This window comes from Bacillus sp. 7_6_55CFAA_CT2 (genome assembly GCF_000238655.1).
Lineage (GTDB): Bacteria > Bacillota > Bacilli > Bacillales > Bacillaceae_G > Bacillus_A > Bacillus_A cereus.
Map to the genome: position 1 here is coordinate 883,387 of NZ_JH414709.1, position 16,467 is coordinate 899,853.

Genomic DNA, 16,467 nt, shown 5'->3' on the forward strand with positions numbered 1-16,467 from the left:
AAAAAGAGATCCTGCCTTGTATGAATGAAACAGGATCTTAAACTAATTAACTTCTTTATCATTATACTTAAAATACATCAGTAAATTGCAACATTAAAATTAAAATACCTAATCCCCATACGTAATACGCGAATATTTTTAAGGAGTGACGTTTTAAATATTGAATCATCCATGAAACGGCTATGTATCCAAAAAACGCTGCTGATAACGTTCCGACAATTAAAGATGTGATAGAAATAGATTCTGCTTTCCCTTGAAAAACGTCTACAAATTGCAAAACGATAGCTCCAACGATGGCTGGTGTCGATAGTAAAAAAGAAAAGTAAGCAGCAGTTTCACGGTCTAATTTTCTCCATAATGCAGCGACAATTGTCATTCCAGAACGAGAAATGGCTGGAAAAATAGCAGCAGCTTGAAATGAACCGATAATTAATGCGTCTTTATATGTTATGTCATCCATTTTTTTACGACCATTCTTTTGTTTATCTGCCATGTAGAGAAAGAATCCGGTCACTAAAAACTCCCAACCGATCGTGATTCCTGTTTTTGAAATATCTTCAAAGAAGTCTTTAAACAATAAACCAATTACAACTGCGGGTATTGTCCCAACGATAAGTAATAACATGAGCTTTGAAAATGGGTTTTTAATTAAATATATAAATTCTTTTTTGTAATAAATAAAAACCGCAAGTAAAGTCCCAATATGCAGCATCGTATCTAAAAATAAGCCAGCCTCATCTAATCGGAACAAATGCCTTCCTAAATAAAGATGTCCGGTACTACTGATTGGTAAAAATTCTGTTAAACCTTGAATTATACCTAGTATGAAAGCTTCTAACCAATTCATGATGGTCTCCTTTCTCTTTTGCTTGTACCAATATATGAGGGTTAAATTTTCGATATGAAAAAAACTATATTTCTCTATGAATTTACTTTTTATTTATGGATATATATGTAAAGAGGGTTAAGGAGGGTTATTATGTGGAAGCACACAAAATTCGGTAATGTATTACTTTGGGTGGGCCCCATCTTTGTATTTTTAGGACTATGTATGACAAATGTTATTTCAGATATTCCTTTCTTTGAGGGAAAACAGAAAACGGTTGGTATTGTACTTATATTTATAGGTGTAATCTGTTTTGTTGCTGCTAATCATTTGAAAAAAGGAGAAAGATATGAAGAATAAATCTAAATAAAAAACAATCCTTGCATATTAGCTAGGATTGTTTTTTATTAATGTTGATTATTTGTAGAATACTTTATCAACGTTATATTTCGCTTTGTATTCATTAATGATATATGTTTCGTAAATTTCTCTTTCTGTTGGATCTTCTACGATACATGCATCAATGCGGTATACTTCATCACGGTGATTTTTAATTGGTGAAACATTATCTTCAAAATGCTTCTTAATACGTTGTCTAATTTTACGAGCTTTACCTACGAAAAGAAGTTCGTCATTAATATTGTAAAACATAAAAATGCCGCCTTTATCTCTAGGGAACAAGTGGAAATCGATAAATCCATTAATTGGAGTAATGATTGGCTCGTCTCCTTTAATAACTTGTTTACGTTCAGTAATTGAAACATCAGCTTCAGGAATATTAATTTTAATCAAGTTCATTCACGTCCTCTTTTATTATAAAGATAAATAATAGCATACATAAGTAAGAAAAGCTATGTTCAGAGGCATATTTCATTTTATAATTCAAATATTATAGGTGTATCATGTAAACTTTTCTTCCAAATCATATGATCACTGGATTCTCCCCAGTAATCTTTCAATACATAATTAGGTTTTCCAAACTTTTTCGTCCATATACTTTGCGCATTTTTATATCCACTATCTAAACAATATTCTGTTATCCCTCTGCTAAGTAATGTAAGAAACATTGTATGTAGTAATAAACTCCCTATTCCCTTTCTTTGATACTCCGGAAGTATGAATACAGTTCCTATTTCATACAAATTTTTAAGTACACCACCTGTACAACTATTAATCAATGTACTTGCTGGACCGATTTCGATTGTTCCAATGATTTTATTGTTACTTGTATCAATTGCTAATAAAAAGTAACGACTTTCTCCGTTACTATCAAAATCACTTTTCAAATACTGCTTTTTTGAGTTAATTTCATTTTCTATGTCATCCAATAATTGTGACAATCCTTCATTTTTGTATGTATTTGTAATAACTATACGGAAAAATAAATATAGTTCATCTACATCATTCAAATTCGGTCGTCTAACTGCAACGTTAGTCATGAATTCAATCTCCAATCCTCATTATGCCATTGTCAATACAACACTTTATATAATCTATTCATCATTATTCTGCAAAAACCTGCATAAATCCAACAGTATAGAAAGCTCATTATAAATATTGATAAAATAATTTTTATATCCATAGTTGTATGAACAGCAGGACCAAGTACCGGAAAGTGGAAAACATCGAGAACGATCATAATACCTATAAGTAGACAAGTTGCTGAAAAAGAAACAATCCAAATTCTCCTCTTTAATTTTAAAAAGGATACTCCTAAGGCTAGACCTAATAAGCCTGTAGTAAAAGGAAAGACAATTAGTTCACTGGGCTCAATAATAAATAATAGAAAAATAGTAAGAATATAAGAAAGTATTCCCTCACGAATAGAATAAAAAATAGCAAAAAAAATCGTTAATGTCGAAAATGGACTAATGAGCAAACCTATACCAGGAACTAAGTTCCCAGCTGCTTGAAACATGGTGGCCAATGCACTCATCAAAGCTGTAAGTACTAACTTATTCGCAAGGGACAATTTTCTTTTATGAACAAAGCTCGTATCATGTTCTATCATCAGTTGATACCAATAACGTACAAACCAATTCATTAAAATACCCCCTAAAGATACCACATTCATTACTTTCTATATTATTCATACACTTATGGTTTATGAGTTGCTTTCTACTAGTTATAAATCACTATATAAAATTGAAGATTTTTAGGGGGGGCAAGTCAAGTTGTGCGTTTTGGAAGCAGAATAAACTCTTTATGTTTTTAAACTGAGAATTTATATCGTATCAAGGAATAATTTCAAAAATGGTACCTTTGTTAAAATCAGTTACTTTCATAGAACTGTAAACTCCTAAATATAACTTAGTTTGATTCGAATTTGTTCCTAAACTCATATAATAAGCTGCTTGCGTACCAAAATCATAATTGGTTTCAATAGCATGAAAGTCAGCATGTTTACCGTCTGTACCTGCTCTAGTATAGGCTAAAACACCCTTAACTGGAGACTGAGATTCTCCTTTCTTGGCAAGGTCAGTAAAAACAACGCTACCTGTTAAATTTGGAATTGCATTTCCCATATATGGCTGAACTCCTGTAAGTGAAGTTCCTCCAAACTTATCTGTTCTAGAATCTTTATGAAAATAACTAAGTAGAGGCAGAATACGCTTCACTGAAGTTTGTATTGTTTCATCATAATAAACCATCGTTCTCTCATCCAAAGTCTGATTCTCAGAACAATGTCGTATAAAAGAAGTAGGTAAATCCCCTTCCCATCCTCGCCACCCAAAATTGATAAACCCATCTTGATTGGGAGTTAACCTCATAAAATGCATTTGAACAAGTTCTGTTACCGGTATAGGTTTATATTGAACAAATGAAAAAATAGACTCTACAATATCTTGTCCGACATTTCCGGTGTATTTGATATATTGATTATAAAACCTTTGAAATGAAATGCCGGTTATATTACGTACTCCTTTTGCAATTACTGTAAGTGTTTCTTGTATAGATAAAGGAAGTTCATTAAAGCGTGTAACTACAGGAGGGTTATTTATAAATGTATTTTTACTTACATCGATTTCAATTATTTTTCCTGCTATTTCTAAATCATCTTGGCTTAAATTAAATGGATCATAACCTGATCCACCATCTCCATTTGTAAAAACAAGTTTTCCAGTCTCAGGTGAAAAGTTTAAACTATTGACTCCGTTATGATTAAAAAATGGTCTTCTTACATTCAATAATATTCGTCGCTTTTGAGCTTGACCATTAGATTGTAAAGTCCATTCTTCCACTGTATCAATGTGATCATATTGCGTATTTCTATTAACCCACTTCAAATTTAACGTTTTAGGGTCACAAGGATTCGGTTTAAATTGTTCAGAAAGTGCACCTGGTCCTTGAGTTCCGGCTACTGAATAATGAAGATAAAATAACCCATTTTGATAAAATTGTGGATGGAACGCAAGTCCTAGCAATCCGCGTTCATCATAACCGCTACTAGAAACACCTTCTTCAAATGTACCTAATTTAATAATTAGGTGACGAATATCTAAAAATGTCTTTATAACTCCGTCCCCTATGTAAAAAATCTCTCCTAATTGAGTTGCGATAAATAGTCTTTCGGTCGATTCACCTGGAAGTATCGTTGTTTTCAATACAGTTGGTAAATTTACGTTATGAACAATGGGTCGTAAACTAACTTTAACTTTTGTCAATTAACTGTACACCCCTTTTTCTTCTTTTTTATAGAAGAATATGATTAGAGTAGTTCTGTTAGTATCAAATAAGTTTTCTTCCTTTTTATTACAATTTTGCATATAATATAATTATAAATAATCTGGGGGACGAACTATGATAATCGTACTACAAATCATCTTATCACTAATTTTCGCAGTCTATTTATTTACCCTCTATCGTAAAGGGACGTATGGATCAGCTTCATTCCTTTTAGCAGTCATGATAGGAATTTTCGGTTTAGAGAATATTTTTCAGCATGCTAGTCTAACTGATCATGCTATTTATCCATATTGGGGCAGTTTGAAGGCTGTTGTTATCGTTTTATCAGTCGTATTTCTATTTAAAAAAGGTGGTTTAACAGGAAAATATTGATTTTTAATGCGTTACATATTTTCTTGTTAAATTGCTTTTATTTTATAAAAGAAGCAATATTTATGTGAAAACAAGAAGGGATGTGTTACATATGTCTATAAATATTATTTCAATAGTTTCTATCATAATATGGATTGTGTTAATTACAGAACTTATAAAACCTTCAAAAGAACAGAACGTACGAAAAATAGTAACTTTAGTAACTGCTGGTTCCGCATCAACACTTATTTTGACGGTTTCATTTATTCAAAATATCCCGTTTTGGAATTGATAGTGATATATATAACTATCAAAAATATGTATAAATAAAAAGATTAGGGTTCACTCCTAATCTTTTTATATTTTGAGGTAGCACCACATGCTCAGCAAGCTAAGGTCTTGAAGTAGCCCCTAAACAAAATTTAAAATTTTTCTAAAGTTATTTATGTGAATTTAACTCGTTTTCAGGAACATATGTGGTCCTTTTATAATTTGAAGTTCTTTTTAAGCTTCTTATATTTTCTATACGAACGTCTAACAATGTTTAACATAAAATACGGTATTTTAACAGAGAAAGGCAATTTATAAATGAAAGGAAAATAAAAGGTGAAATATGCCTTTTCTAGATCCCTCCACTTACTATCTTCTTTTGTTTTTAAGAAATCAGATACATCGACTACATATCCCCTTCCTTTTTCCATCATCACATTTTTCCCGTGAACATCACAAGGAGTTAATCCTTGTTCCCTCGCATACTCTAAAGCTTTATTTATATCAAGGATCACCTGCTTAGGAATTTTAATCCCCTTATGAAGGGCATCGTATAAGGTAATTTCTTTTAAACGTTTCAATACTATGAAATTTTCCCCTTTATATATAAGCTTTGAATAAGAAGGATGATCTCCAATTCTTCGGTATACTTCTGACTCTTTTTCAATTCCTTCTCCTTCTCGCACGTAAACTTTCACTACCCAATCTTTGTATTCTCTGTGCATGAATACTGCGGCATAATTACCTGTTCCTAAACACTTCCAAAGTCTAGGAATATCTTTAACTACTACAGGATCGAATTCATCATCACTTCTTATACTTACCTCTTTTAATAATTCGTCATTTATCAATCCCACAAAACTATTTATACTCATCATTCCCACTCCGGTTTTGCTAAAAGGGGGCCCACCCACATTTTAACGAAAATATACACTAAGCGAATTTTAGCATAACATGCCAAATCTATATTACTCTATTTTATAATCTAAAACATTGTTTAGAAATGTAGCAAGGGTTTGTTAATGGTTCAATTCTTCTTTCACTACTATTTTTGTTAGCTAACACTTTTATTGTTTTAATAATCTTTTGTTTAATTCCCACAATGCTGTTTTGTTGCTATCCCATTTCAAAAACGTTACTGCTTCCTCAAAGCATAACCATTTATAATTAAAGTGTTCTTTAGATAATGATATGTTTTTTGTAGGGACTTTAACTCCAAAAGAAAATTCTTTTATTACATAAACCTCTTCTCCCCAAAGGAATCCTCCAACTACATCTTCTACTGATAGTGAAGACACAGAATCTAATTGTATATATGGACATTCTCTTGTAATACCAGCCTCTTCAAACGCTTCCCGTTTTGCTGATTCAATAGGAATCTCACCGTCTTCTCCGCCACCAGCTATTCCTTGCCAATAACCATAATCACTTCGGTTAAAAATGGCATATTGAATAGAATCGACAGTTTTTATATAAGGAAATATCAATACTTGATATGGCGCTCTCATTACTTAACCTCCTCTCGAAAATAAGTTTTAAAGCAATATGAATAAAGAGCCGACATCACAATTCTACATTATTAATGCAGGTTTATAATGTCGGCCCTCTATTTTTAAATAATTTTATTTTTCATAAACAGGCTTACTCTTAACAGAGGGAAAACTACTTATTCTCTGTCGAATTTGTTTAGCATGGTTTTTCATAAATGTTAGCAGTACTCCATATTATTCAATTGCGCCAGCAACATCATAATCATTTAAATCTAACTCAATTGGTTGTCCCAGCGCTAATTTAGCAAGTTCCGCTCCTAAGTATGGACCAGCTGTTAAACCTGAAGCCCCTAATCCATTCGCAACGAGAATTCCTTCAAAGTTAGGTAGCGGTCCGATAACAGGTAAGAATCCTGGTGTAAATGGTCTGAATCCAACTCTCGTTTCAAGCACTGTAGCATTTTCTAATCCAGGTGCAACTGCTAATGCCTTATGGAATACTTCATGTAAACCACCTGCTGTTACACGATGATCGAAACCAGTATCATTCTCATGTGTTGCACCAATTACGACATGCCCATTGTCAAACGTTAAAATATATTGATCGTTCGGTGGCATAACAACTGGCATATTTTCTGTTGCTGTATTCTCGATTTGCAGATGAACAATTTGTCCTTTTTGGAATGTAACTAAGAAATTAATTCCTAATGGATTCAAGATTTCGTTCGCCCATGCGCCTGCAGTTACAATAACCTTTTCCGCTAAAATTGTTTCATCGTTTACTGTAACTCCCGTAATATGATTTCCTTCACGGACTAATATAGCATCGCCTTTTATTAAAGTTGCACCATGTTTTTTCGCAGCACTTATTAATGCATTGCGTAATAATCTTCCATTTACTCGTGCAGCACCACTAATATGAACAGAACTATATTCGTCTGATAATGCTGGGAATAATTTTTTTGTTTCTTCAGCTGATAAGCGAGTGATTTCACCAATCTCTGGGGCATCTTCACGTCGTTTATAAGCTCGCTCTTCCATTTGATCTAACTTTTTCTCGTCAGTATGTAAACTAATTGCACCTACACGATTATATCCTGTGTCAGTTTCACCGTCTTCTTCTAATTGCTGAATTAACGAAGAATAGTAACGTGCACCGCCTTTAACAATTTTATACCATGCTTTATTACGACGCTGCGATAGCCATGGACATACAATACCTGCTCCTGCATCAGTTGCTTGCCCTAATTGTTGGCGATCCACGATAGTAACATTCGCACCTGCCTTAGCAAGATGATAAGCAGTAGACGCTCCTAAAATTCCAGATCCAACTACAATATACGATTTCATCTCAAACACCTTTTCTCTTTTGCTAATTATATAAATATAAGAACATTCCTTAGTATAATAGAAGGAATGCTTTTTTCAATGTACTTATCACAATTAATTGTTGCAGCATTGTGACTTTCTTAATCATTATTTTTTCTTCTTACGGAATAATTCAATTGTTTTATAGCCTTGTGAAAGGATCTCTATCATTTTCTCTAGACGTTTTTCACGTGTTTTTTCTTGTTTTACAGAAAAAAGATTACGTGCCCAATCTTTCTGATATCCAGGCGTTAAACTTTGATAAAACTTAAGTTCATTCGGATGATTAGCTAATAATGCTTCAACATCTTTAATTCGATCTGCATAATCGGCAACACATTGACTCATAGCAGATGTTTTCGTTGTTTTTTTCTTCTCGCGTTTTAAACCTACAACAGTAAAGACTTCATCCATACTTACCATTCGTGCAAATTTAATATCACTTTCTCCCACATAACCATCTTCTCCAACATTTAATGCCGGAAACATCTCATCACGGTGAATAAACGTACTATAACGAGCATTACCTTTTTTCGGATATGCGAAGAATACGTAACCTTTTTCAATTAGTAATTCTTCATTACTTATAATAAAATTCGTTTGTTTCACCATTTCATCAAGCGTTTCTACAAATATAAAGATAGCATCGTGTTCTTTTGAGAATGCAGTTTCTTTACCTGTAAAAATGTCATAATCACTTGGTTCGTTAATAACGACCATATTTGTATACTTATTAAGTTTCAATTTATCAATAACTGACATATTAATCTTCCTTTACATTCAAAATTCATTGTACATACTTTTGCGTACTGTTCTAGTGTATTATATGTATTAAGAAAATCAACTTTAAATCGTATTATTCTGCTGCAAAAGAATATAATTCTTTACTAGATGGGGTGGTTTTATGCCATATGTAATCCGAGATGAAGGGCTAGTTTTACAAGGGGATGATGGAAAAGAACCAATTTTTCATACATATGAAGAAGCGGAGGAAACATTAAAAACATTAACTATACCGCAGTTTCCGAAACATATTAGAAGAAAACCATTTACACCAAAAATAATAAAGATAGCCGCTTCTGAATAAGAACCGGCTATCTTTATTATTCATAACTTAATAGCAAATAAAGTATATAAAAACTCTTTATATTGATTTTCTGTAACTTCACGCTTAGTTTTTTCCCCATGAATAACTTCAGTTAAACTTGTATTCGTTAATGAAATATGACCGGAGTTCGTCAACTTTACTGCAATTGGTCCTTTATTAAAAATAGACTTCTCATCTTCTATCACTCTTCTTTGAACATCGTTTACTACTATCTCATCAATAATATGTTTATAAAAAGCATGACAAACTTTCCATTCTCCATCAGTATCTATTCTTTCTAAAACATAATTTCCTTTACTTGTATCTTTTCGTCTCACTCGGTACGAACCATTTTTTGAAGAAACAGACTCGCCAGTAAAAGGTACAGGAACAAGAGGTACTAACGAAGCTATACCTACATCAATTAAATACTGTAGATTATCATAAGTTAAAATAATTGTTATATGGCCATCCTCCAGTGCCCATGCATTTATATCATTTTTATACACCGTACCTAATGCCAGTTGTACATCATAGCCACAGTCTTTTAAGAAATAGTAAAAAAGAGTATTTAATTCGTAGCAAAGTCCACCACGGGAACTAGTTAAAATTTTCTCTCGTAAGTTTTCCAGAGAGATTTGATTCGTATTTCGTGCTATAACATCTAAATTCTCAAATGGTATAGTGTGTGCAAATGTAAAGAGAATTGTATTCAATTCTTCAAACTTCACTTCAGTACGCTTTGCAAGATTCAATCTTGTAAAAAGCTTATGTTGTAGACTTGTCATAGTCAGCACCCCTTAAAATGTATAAGTTAAAATATTATATGCTGATTGTAAATTTTAAGAGGCACTGTAACAACGTACATTTCATTTAACTGTACCGGTACAAAAATTACGATTCACGGGGTAAATTAATAGAAGGCGTCATTACAAATGCCTTTTCTGTAATTACTTCTTTTTGGAGTAGATCAAAAGCTACGAATATAAATTTAATAGTTTATCTATAGGCAAATTATTACTATCACTTAAATCAACAAAATACTGAAGTTGCCACATTTGACTCTTTTTAGCTTGATTGCTAACAGTGGTATCCCAAACAGGATAAATTCTCATTGCCATTTTCCCTGTTTGATTTTGTGTTCTCAATATTTTTTCTTTAAGAAGAATCTCTTTAGGAAAAATAAATTGTCCTAGTTTATTATCAGCAATACAAGTGATTACTAATAAATCAGGAGCAGCTTTATAAGAGAACGCTCTATTTCGCATATTTTCATCTTTCTCCCAAAAAGAAACAAATTGACCAGTTTTATTAGGTGTAACTTTTGATTTTCTAAAACGAATGGTTTTGTTATTTAAGTGGAATAAACATCCTGCATATTCTGCGTTTTGCTTTTCTTCTTTTAGATTCGTAATCATTAAATTGTTAGGTTTGTAAACTATATTATTTAAATTTTGGATTATATTATTAAAATTGTTCAAGAAAACTCCCCCTTTATTCATCTCTTAGTTTACCACAAACATCAGTTCTTCTATATCGTATATAATTATGAACTAAGTGCAATGGGGGAATTTAGCAGGATATAATTATTACTTTAATGTACTTAGTTTTTCAATTTACACAGTACGAGTAAAATTGTTTTACAAAACTTCGTATTAATCATAGATTAAATTAGCCACAGCTATAAAAAATTGCCTCTATTTTTATTGTAAATATATATTTTTTATTACTAATACGGTCAATGAAATTAATGATAGTTTCTCTTTTTTATTTTTTTGAATATGTATATACAGAATTACTTTTACTTGTTATAAAAATATTGTGGAGTAATATAACTTAACAAACTATCCAAAGTGTTAATCTCGGCATATGGTTGTATTTTGGTAGTATTCTTGATTTTCTGAGGGTTAAACCACACACCTTTTATATTTGCATTTTGAGGACCAGCAATATCCTTTTCTAAGTCATCTCCAATAAATAATACATCTTCTGATTGCACATTAAGCTTATTTAATGCTAGTTGGAATATACCTTTATCAGGTTTACTCAATCCTACTTCTTCAGAAATAATAATCGTATCAAAGTAATTGTTTAAATTCGTGTTAATTATTTTAGCTTTTTGTCTATGCGTTGAGCCATTTGTTATAATTCCAACTTTAAAGTGCTTCTTTATTTGATTTAAGAAATGAATAGTATTTTGGTCTATTGAAAAACATTTAGGTAAATTTTCATTCCAAAAATCTTGGATATAATTGTGTGGCAATCTATATTTCGGCGCGAATTCATCAAATAATGATTCTAAAACTATCGTTTTATCACTAATGCCGTATTCCCTTTTATCGTATTCTTTGAATTTCTGTAACATATTGTTTTTGACTGTATCACTAACATCCTCATAACATTTTTCTAAAACTAATAAAAACAAGTTATCTACTGCCTTATCCCTATCAATTAACGTATCATCTAAATCAAACAGCATCGCTTTATAACCCATCAAATAATTTCACAACCTTTCTCACATGATTTAAATAATCCCTTGTTTGCACCTTAGGCCTTTACTAAATTAGCAAAAAAACTAAAAAATTTGTGGCGTAAGCTCTAAAATTTCGCTGGCTTCTTTTATATTTAAATTCATCTCCCTTTCCCCTTCTAGTAAAGTATCAAAAGTATATGTTCAAACGGTTTAAAAAACTACATGCAATTTACATTATTATACATTAGTTTTTTGTAAATATTAATTGTTTAGCTTTTTATATAATAAGTTTTTTCAAGCGCACAAATATTTCTCTATAAAAAAGGAATATGGGTAATAATACTTTTTTATGGAGAATACACAATCTTGAAAATGGAGCTACTACGTTAAACGTCCTATGAAGTTCCTATTGTATCTCCACATAAACTCCAGATAGTACGGCTATAATGACTACCAGAGGTGATATTATGAAAAACTATCATATTCTCGTGGTAGAGGACGATCAAGAAATTCAGGAATTAATTAAACAATTTTTAATGACACAGCATTATACAGTGGTAGTCGCTTCAGATGGACTAGAGGGTATGACACAATTTAATAAGCAATCATTTGATTTAATTCTTCTAGATGTCATGATGCCCAATCTTAATGGGTTTGAAGTTTCTAAAATGATCCGAAGTCAGTCAAACGTACCAATTATTATGCTAACTGCGTTGGAAGAAGAGGAAGATCAAATGAAAGGATTCGACCTTGGGATCGATGACTATATAACAAAGCCCTTTTCATTTCATGTTTTGATTAGACGAGTCGAAGCTGTACTTAGAAGAAGTTATGATAAAAATGTAAATAATCATTTGATATTTAAAGAAGTGCGTATTGATGTGGATGCATATAGAGTATATGTAAATGACGTTGAAATTATATTAACGACAAAAGAGTTTGAAATTCTACAACTACTATTTCAAAATGAGAGAAAAGTACTCACAAGAGAAAATATCGTTGAAAAGGTTTGGGGTTACGATTATTTTGGAGAAACACGAATAATTGATACACATATTAAAAACCTACGCAAAAAATTAGCTATCCCTTATATTAAAACAATAAAGGGTATTGGATATAAAATTGATGAATAGTATTGTGAAACTCATGAAAATGAAGCAAATTACTTATAAACTCTTTATGACTACATCTCTCATTTTATTATCCTTTGCAGTATTGATTTATTTAACTTTATACTTCTTTCTTCCGACGTTTTATGAGCAATATAAAACAGATCAACTTCAAACAGGGATAAACGAAATCATTGATAAATCTAAAAATCTTATGTTTCAAGATGCGATACCACTTTTTGATGAATACGCCAAAAAAAATAATGCGATGCTTTATCTTCAAAATAAAGAAGGAGTAATTATTTACTCTCCTTCATTTTCTTTTATTCAAAGTGGTACGCAAAAAACAGTAGTTACTAAAGCAACACGATTCGAGAATGCAAGTACCCTTAGCAATTCATATAACGTTACGAAACCAATTCAATTTCAAGATGGTAGTTTAACGCTTATAGTGTTTGCTACATTTCAACCGATTGATGAAGCTTCACAGGTTTTAGTACGCTTTCTCCCCTATATTAGTATCATTGTGCTCGTTATTGGTATAGGAAGTGCTTATTTTTATTCCAGGTTTATTACAAAGCCACTTATTTATATTAATGAAGGTGCACAAAAGATGGCAAATTTAGATTTCTCCGAAAAAATTGAGGTTCGCTCTACAGATGAGTTAGGAGAATTATCTAATAGTTTGAATGACATGTCTATTAACTTGCAACAAGCTATGTTTGATTTGAAAAAAGCAAATGAACAATTAAAAAATGATATTGAAAAAGAAAGAGAAATAGAAACAAAACGCAGAGAGTTTTTTGCGATTGTAGCACATGAATTAAAGTCCCCTCTTACTGTAATGAAAGGATACTTAGAAGGAATGATATACAATATTGGCCCTTATCAAAATCGCGATCAATATTTAAAGAAAAATCATCAAATTATTGAAAGTATGGAACAATTAGTTCGTGAAATTTTAAGCGTATCGAAATTAGAACAACACACCTTCAAACTAAAAGTAGAGGAAGTTAATCCTTCAAAGTTAATAGGTGCAATCACAAAAGATCTTGAATTTTTTGCTTCTCAAAAAAGCATTGAAATAATAAAAGAAATTAATTCTGACCTTTTTATTTATACCGATTGTGCTCTTTTAGAAAAAGCATGTAAAAATATTATTCACAATGCGGTTATGTATTCACCAAATAATGAAAAAGTCTATATAAAGTTAAGTGAGGATTCGAAACAAGGTCAAATCGAAATGCAAATTATAAATACAGGTGTCAATATTAAAGATGAAGATTTACAACAAATTTTCAAACCATTTTATCGAATTGAAAAATCAAGAAATCGAAATACTGGAGGAAATGGTTTAGGGCTATATATTGTTAAGCAAATTCTTGAAACGCTAGATATAAAGTATTCAATAAAAAATATGGAACATAGTGTGCAATTTTACATGAGTATTCCATTATCTAAACATAAAAACAAACAAACTCTCCTTTAAATAGGACGAGTTTGTTTGTTTTTGTAGTAAGTATAAATTTATTAACAGGTTTTTCACTTAATGGACAAATGCTGCTTCTTAAATGGCGATTATCATAAGTAGTGACAAACTGTATTTAATTTACATATTTATCTTCTACTATAATAGCCAAAAAATGAAATTCCGCTTAACAGCAAATTAGATTCTCTTATTCGAGATGCATTTCATCTATGAAGATGAAAAGGAAGATGAAAAATGCATATTTCCCTCCATTTTTCAGATTAATTTAGAATTCTTTTATGATAAGCTATATGTAAAGATTAAATATAAAACATAAAGGATGATTCGTATGCAAATAAGACCAGAGGTAAGTGAATATAACTCCTATTATGCAACGTATACCAACTTGGTATCAGACGGAAATATCATACATATTCTAGAACAACAAATGAAGGAAACAAATCTTTTATTAAAGGGAATTTCTGATAGTGAGGGACTTTTCCGGTATGCTCCTACTAAATGGAGTATAAAAGAAGTAATCGGTCATATAGCAGATACAGAACGGATTATGGCGTATCGATTGCTATCAATCGCTCGAGGCGAGACAGCAGAACTTCCAGGCTATAATGATGATATGTATGTTCTTAGAGCTGGTTTTGATAAGCAATCTATGCAAAATCTTCTTGAGAATTTAATAGTTGTTCGCCAATCTACCTTGTATTTACTTAGAAGCTTAGATAAAGAAGCTTGGTCACAAAGAGGAAATGCGAATAATTCTGAAGTTACAGTTCGTGCATTAGCATACATCATTGCTGGTCATGAGCTTCATCACCTTCAAATTATAAAAGAACGTTACCTTGGTTCTGATTTATATCCAGCAACTTAATATTTGAAGAAAAAGAGTCCTATTTATGTAGTGCTCTTTTTCAGTATTTATAACGGATTAGCGCTTAGAACCATGGGAATTAAATGCATTTATTTATAAAATTCACCACATAATATTTATGCTATCCCCTCTTATTCTGTGCATAATTTTCTTTAGGCTGATATACTATAAACGCAATAGTTCTGGAAAGGTGATGATATTATGTATGAACAACAAAATAATAGAGATAGAGATCAAAAAATGATGTTTTCTATGCAGGGAGTTCCCTCAAATAAAATTAACATGAATCAATTACCTAAATGGATTAGAATTTTTGGCTATTGTGCGTTTGGTTGGATAATAGTATTTAGTTTAATTATGATTGTAGGTTTAATTCTGCAATAACTATACAGATACACAGTTAAACGGGACAGCATTTAGATTATATATCTAGGTACTGTCTCGTTTTTCATATGTGATTATCCCATGATATAGGTAACCAATTATAATAAAAAGAACCTGTAGAATATCCTACAAGTTCTTTTTCAAATATTATTAAAACGGGAACGACAAACTATTTTAACATTCAGTACAGGGAGACCATTTTGATTATGGCTTGATATTATTATAAATCAAATATAAACTTTTGAAAGGTATAGATTTCGAAAATTATGTGAATTAAATAACTACGATGTTTATATTAGATTTCATTTACGACCAACTTCTTCTTACTTAAATACACTGCACGATCTGATTTTTTAGCAACCGCCTGTGAGTGCGTCACAACAATAATGCATTTATTCTCTTTATGTGCAAGTTCTTGAAATAGTTCTATTATATCCATTGCGGTTTCCTCGTCGAGGTTTCCTGTCGGCTCATCTGCAATCAGTAAATCAACATTACAAGATAGTGCTCGAGCAATTGCTACACGCTGTTGTTGTCCACCGCTTAGTTGCAGGACGTTTCGTTTCGCTTCAACTTCTGTGAGTCCTACCCTTTCTAACAATTCTAATGCTCTTGCTGTTTTATTTTGCACTTTAACACCTGTAATTTCCATTGCTGTTAAGACATTTTGAAGAGCTGTCATATAGGTTATTAAGTTATAAGATTGGAAAATTACAGATACATTTTGATTACGGTATCGATCCAAACCAATTTTTCTAATATCTTTGCCATTATACAGTACATAACCATTTTTAGGGACATCTAGTCCACAACCTAAGCTTAGAGTTGTGGTTTTACCAGATCCAGATGGTCCTAAAATCGTGTAGAAATGTCCTTTTTGAAAAGAAAAGTTAACATTTTCTAGTATCGCTACATTTTTTCCATTACTTTCATAATAATAATCCAAATTTTTAAAACTGTAAAATCGTCTCCATATTAAGCCTCCTCATTCATCTTTTAAAAGAATTTGTTTTGGGTTTTAAACGTAGAATAGATAATCCGGAAGAAGCGTTGCTATTATAGCAATAG

Annotated in this window: 20 protein-coding genes and 2 pseudogenes; 8 read left to right on the forward strand and 14 right to left on the reverse strand. The window is 31.5% G+C overall.

What is annotated here, in order from left to right:
• Nucleotides 1-67 precede the first annotated feature (67 nt).
• Complete coding sequence (locus HMPREF1014_RS13500) at nt 68-847, reverse strand: undecaprenyl-diphosphate phosphatase (protein ID WP_001104299.1); 780 nt, start codon at nt 845-847, stop codon at nt 68-70.
• Nucleotides 848-979: 132 nt separating this feature from the next.
• Between HMPREF1014_RS13500 and HMPREF1014_RS13505 the strand changes: the two genes are divergently transcribed.
• On the forward strand, nt 980-1,186 hold the full coding sequence (locus HMPREF1014_RS13505; protein WP_000265471.1) for a hypothetical protein: 207 nt from the start codon (nt 980-982) through the stop codon (nt 1,184-1,186).
• A 57-nt stretch (nt 1,187-1,243) separates the two neighbouring features.
• Here the strand turns inward: HMPREF1014_RS13505 and HMPREF1014_RS13510 are convergent, their stop codons facing one another.
• From HMPREF1014_RS13510 to HMPREF1014_RS13525, 4 genes are all read right to left on the reverse strand, one after another.
• On the reverse strand, nt 1,244-1,624 hold the full coding sequence (locus HMPREF1014_RS13510) for a nucleotide excision repair endonuclease (RefSeq protein ID WP_001048941.1): 381 nt from the start codon (nt 1,622-1,624) through the stop codon (nt 1,244-1,246).
• Nucleotides 1,625-1,701: 77 nt separating this feature from the next.
• Complete coding sequence (locus HMPREF1014_RS13515; RefSeq protein WP_000185963.1) at nt 1,702-2,265, reverse strand: GNAT family N-acetyltransferase; 564 nt, start codon at nt 2,263-2,265, stop codon at nt 1,702-1,704.
• 32 nt (nt 2,266-2,297) lie between these two features.
• A complete protein-coding gene (locus tag HMPREF1014_RS13520; RefSeq protein ID WP_001103997.1) occupies nt 2,298-2,870 on the reverse strand; it encodes a hypothetical protein in 573 nt (190 codons plus the stop codon).
• Between the two features lie 190 nt (nt 2,871-3,060).
• A complete protein-coding gene (locus HMPREF1014_RS13525) occupies nt 3,061-4,491 on the reverse strand; it encodes a PQQ-dependent sugar dehydrogenase (protein ID WP_000170003.1) in 1,431 nt (476 codons plus the stop codon).
• 136 nt (nt 4,492-4,627) lie between these two features.
• Here HMPREF1014_RS13525 and HMPREF1014_RS13530 point away from each other — a divergent pair, with 136 nt between their 5' ends.
• Both HMPREF1014_RS13530 and HMPREF1014_RS13535 read left to right on the forward strand, forming a co-directional pair.
• Nucleotides 4,628-4,885, forward strand: coding sequence for a hypothetical protein (locus HMPREF1014_RS13530; protein ID WP_000587710.1), 258 nt, complete (start codon nt 4,628-4,630; stop codon nt 4,883-4,885).
• Between the two features lie 91 nt (nt 4,886-4,976).
• The gene (locus tag HMPREF1014_RS13535) at nt 4,977-5,156 is read left to right on the forward strand and encodes a hypothetical protein (protein ID WP_000026328.1); all 180 of its coding nucleotides are present in this window, start codon (nt 4,977-4,979) and stop codon (nt 5,154-5,156) included.
• A gap of 193 nt (nt 5,157-5,349) precedes the next feature.
• On the opposite strand, the gene HMPREF1014_RS13540 is transcribed toward HMPREF1014_RS13535, so the two are convergent.
• The 4 genes from HMPREF1014_RS13540 to HMPREF1014_RS13555 all read right to left on the reverse strand — a co-directional run bounded on the left by HMPREF1014_RS13540 (nt 5,350) and on the right by HMPREF1014_RS13555 (nt 8,754).
• Nucleotides 5,350-6,009, reverse strand: a complete 660-nt coding sequence (locus HMPREF1014_RS13540) for a protein kinase family protein (protein ID WP_000026528.1) — start codon at nt 6,007-6,009, stop codon at nt 5,350-5,352.
• A gap of 192 nt (nt 6,010-6,201) precedes the next feature.
• On the reverse strand, nt 6,202-6,642 hold the full coding sequence (locus HMPREF1014_RS13545) for an NUDIX hydrolase (protein WP_001202619.1): 441 nt from the start codon (nt 6,640-6,642) through the stop codon (nt 6,202-6,204).
• 216 nt (nt 6,643-6,858) lie between these two features.
• Nucleotides 6,859-7,974 (reverse strand): NAD(P)/FAD-dependent oxidoreductase, encoded by a 1,116-nt coding sequence (locus tag HMPREF1014_RS13550; RefSeq protein ID WP_000844390.1) that lies wholly within the window; start codon nt 7,972-7,974, stop codon nt 6,859-6,861.
• 126 nt (nt 7,975-8,100) lie between these two features.
• Complete coding sequence (locus HMPREF1014_RS13555) at nt 8,101-8,754, reverse strand: YdeI/OmpD-associated family protein (protein ID WP_000110844.1); 654 nt, start codon at nt 8,752-8,754, stop codon at nt 8,101-8,103.
• 142 nt (nt 8,755-8,896) lie between these two features.
• On the opposite strand from HMPREF1014_RS13555, the gene HMPREF1014_RS13560 reads away from it, so the two are divergent.
• Nucleotides 8,897-9,079, forward strand: a complete 183-nt coding sequence (locus tag HMPREF1014_RS13560) for a hypothetical protein (RefSeq protein WP_001147158.1) — start codon at nt 8,897-8,899, stop codon at nt 9,077-9,079.
• A 20-nt stretch (nt 9,080-9,099) separates the two neighbouring features.
• Here HMPREF1014_RS13560 and HMPREF1014_RS13565 read toward each other — a convergent pair whose 3' ends face one another.
• The 3 genes from HMPREF1014_RS13565 to HMPREF1014_RS13575 all read right to left on the reverse strand — a co-directional run bounded on the left by HMPREF1014_RS13565 (nt 9,100) and on the right by HMPREF1014_RS13575 (nt 11,573).
• Complete coding sequence (locus HMPREF1014_RS13565) at nt 9,100-9,867, reverse strand: arylamine N-acetyltransferase family protein (RefSeq protein WP_000202772.1); 768 nt, start codon at nt 9,865-9,867, stop codon at nt 9,100-9,102.
• A 189-nt stretch (nt 9,868-10,056) separates the two neighbouring features.
• Nucleotides 10,057-10,560, reverse strand: coding sequence for a MepB family protein (locus HMPREF1014_RS13570; RefSeq protein ID WP_001058867.1), 504 nt, complete (start codon nt 10,558-10,560; stop codon nt 10,057-10,059).
• A 320-nt stretch (nt 10,561-10,880) separates the two neighbouring features.
• Nucleotides 10,881-11,573 carry an HAD family hydrolase gene (locus HMPREF1014_RS13575; protein WP_000540703.1) on the reverse strand — a complete coding sequence of 231 codons (693 nt, stop codon included), beginning with the start codon at nt 11,571-11,573 and terminating at the stop codon, nt 10,881-10,883.
• A gap of 446 nt (nt 11,574-12,019) precedes the next feature.
• On the opposite strand from HMPREF1014_RS13575, the gene HMPREF1014_RS13580 reads away from it, so the two are divergent.
• The 4 genes from HMPREF1014_RS13580 to HMPREF1014_RS13595 all read left to right on the forward strand — a co-directional run bounded on the left by HMPREF1014_RS13580 (nt 12,020) and on the right by HMPREF1014_RS13595 (nt 15,399).
• Nucleotides 12,020-12,685 carry a response regulator transcription factor gene (locus HMPREF1014_RS13580; protein WP_000800727.1) on the forward strand — a complete coding sequence of 222 codons (666 nt, stop codon included), beginning with the start codon at nt 12,020-12,022 and terminating at the stop codon, nt 12,683-12,685.
• A gap of 13 nt (nt 12,686-12,698) precedes the next feature.
• Nucleotides 12,699-14,150 (forward strand): sensor histidine kinase, encoded by a 1,452-nt coding sequence (locus HMPREF1014_RS13585; RefSeq protein WP_066464245.1) that lies wholly within the window; start codon nt 12,699-12,701, stop codon nt 14,148-14,150.
• Between the two features lie 328 nt (nt 14,151-14,478).
• A complete protein-coding gene (locus tag HMPREF1014_RS13590; RefSeq protein WP_001167106.1) occupies nt 14,479-15,015 on the forward strand; it encodes a DinB family protein in 537 nt (178 codons plus the stop codon).
• 201 nt (nt 15,016-15,216) lie between these two features.
• The gene (locus HMPREF1014_RS13595) at nt 15,217-15,399 is read left to right on the forward strand and encodes a hypothetical protein (protein ID WP_000273229.1); all 183 of its coding nucleotides are present in this window, start codon (nt 15,217-15,219) and stop codon (nt 15,397-15,399) included.
• Nucleotides 15,400-15,694: 295 nt separating this feature from the next.
• Here HMPREF1014_RS13595 and HMPREF1014_RS13600 read toward each other — a convergent pair.
• Together HMPREF1014_RS13600 and HMPREF1014_RS32595 are read right to left on the reverse strand one after the other, a co-directional pair.
• Nucleotides 15,695-16,373: pseudogene (locus HMPREF1014_RS13600) on the reverse strand (ABC transporter ATP-binding protein).
• Between the two features lie 11 nt (nt 16,374-16,384).
• A pseudogene (locus tag HMPREF1014_RS32595) lies at nt 16,385-16,467 on the reverse strand (ABC transporter permease); the annotation flags it as partial.

What these genes read in the sequence shown, in the direction of transcription:
- HMPREF1014_RS13505 (WP_000265471.1), top strand. Translation starts at nt 980, where the DNA reads ATGTGGAAGCACACAAAATTCGGTAATGTATTACTTTGGGTGGGCCCC.
- HMPREF1014_RS13540 (WP_000026528.1), bottom strand. Translation starts at nt 6,009, where the DNA reads ATGAGTATAAATAGTTTTGTGGGATTGATAAATGACGAATTATTAAAA.
- HMPREF1014_RS13520 (WP_001103997.1), bottom strand. Translation starts at nt 2,870, where the DNA reads ATGAATTGGTTTGTACGTTATTGGTATCAACTGATGATAGAACATGAT.
- HMPREF1014_RS13510 (WP_001048941.1), bottom strand. Translation starts at nt 1,624, where the DNA reads ATGAACTTGATTAAAATTAATATTCCTGAAGCTGATGTTTCAATTACT.
- HMPREF1014_RS13565 (WP_000202772.1), bottom strand. Translation starts at nt 9,867, where the DNA reads ATGACAAGTCTACAACATAAGCTTTTTACAAGATTGAATCTTGCAAAG.
- HMPREF1014_RS13550 (WP_000844390.1), bottom strand. Translation starts at nt 7,974, where the DNA reads ATGAAATCGTATATTGTAGTTGGATCTGGAATTTTAGGAGCGTCTACT.
- HMPREF1014_RS13585 (WP_066464245.1), top strand. Translation starts at nt 12,699, where the DNA reads ATGAAAATGAAGCAAATTACTTATAAACTCTTTATGACTACATCTCTC.
- HMPREF1014_RS13575 (WP_000540703.1), bottom strand. Translation starts at nt 11,573, where the DNA reads ATGGGTTATAAAGCGATGCTGTTTGATTTAGATGATACGTTAATTGAT.
- HMPREF1014_RS13555 (WP_000110844.1), bottom strand. Translation starts at nt 8,754, where the DNA reads ATGTCAGTTATTGATAAATTGAAACTTAATAAGTATACAAATATGGTC.
- HMPREF1014_RS13595 (WP_000273229.1), top strand. Translation starts at nt 15,217, where the DNA reads ATGTATGAACAACAAAATAATAGAGATAGAGATCAAAAAATGATGTTT.
- HMPREF1014_RS13590 (WP_001167106.1), top strand. Translation starts at nt 14,479, where the DNA reads ATGCAAATAAGACCAGAGGTAAGTGAATATAACTCCTATTATGCAACG.
- HMPREF1014_RS13545 (WP_001202619.1), bottom strand. Translation starts at nt 6,642, where the DNA reads ATGAGAGCGCCATATCAAGTATTGATATTTCCTTATATAAAAACTGTC.
- HMPREF1014_RS13535 (WP_000026328.1), top strand. Translation starts at nt 4,977, where the DNA reads ATGTCTATAAATATTATTTCAATAGTTTCTATCATAATATGGATTGTG.
- HMPREF1014_RS13530 (WP_000587710.1), top strand. Translation starts at nt 4,628, where the DNA reads ATGATAATCGTACTACAAATCATCTTATCACTAATTTTCGCAGTCTAT.
- HMPREF1014_RS13560 (WP_001147158.1), top strand. Translation starts at nt 8,897, where the DNA reads ATGCCATATGTAATCCGAGATGAAGGGCTAGTTTTACAAGGGGATGAT.
- HMPREF1014_RS13515 (WP_000185963.1), bottom strand. Translation starts at nt 2,265, where the DNA reads ATGACTAACGTTGCAGTTAGACGACCGAATTTGAATGATGTAGATGAA.
- HMPREF1014_RS13580 (WP_000800727.1), top strand. Translation starts at nt 12,020, where the DNA reads ATGAAAAACTATCATATTCTCGTGGTAGAGGACGATCAAGAAATTCAG.
- HMPREF1014_RS13500 (WP_001104299.1), bottom strand. Translation starts at nt 847, where the DNA reads ATGAATTGGTTAGAAGCTTTCATACTAGGTATAATTCAAGGTTTAACA.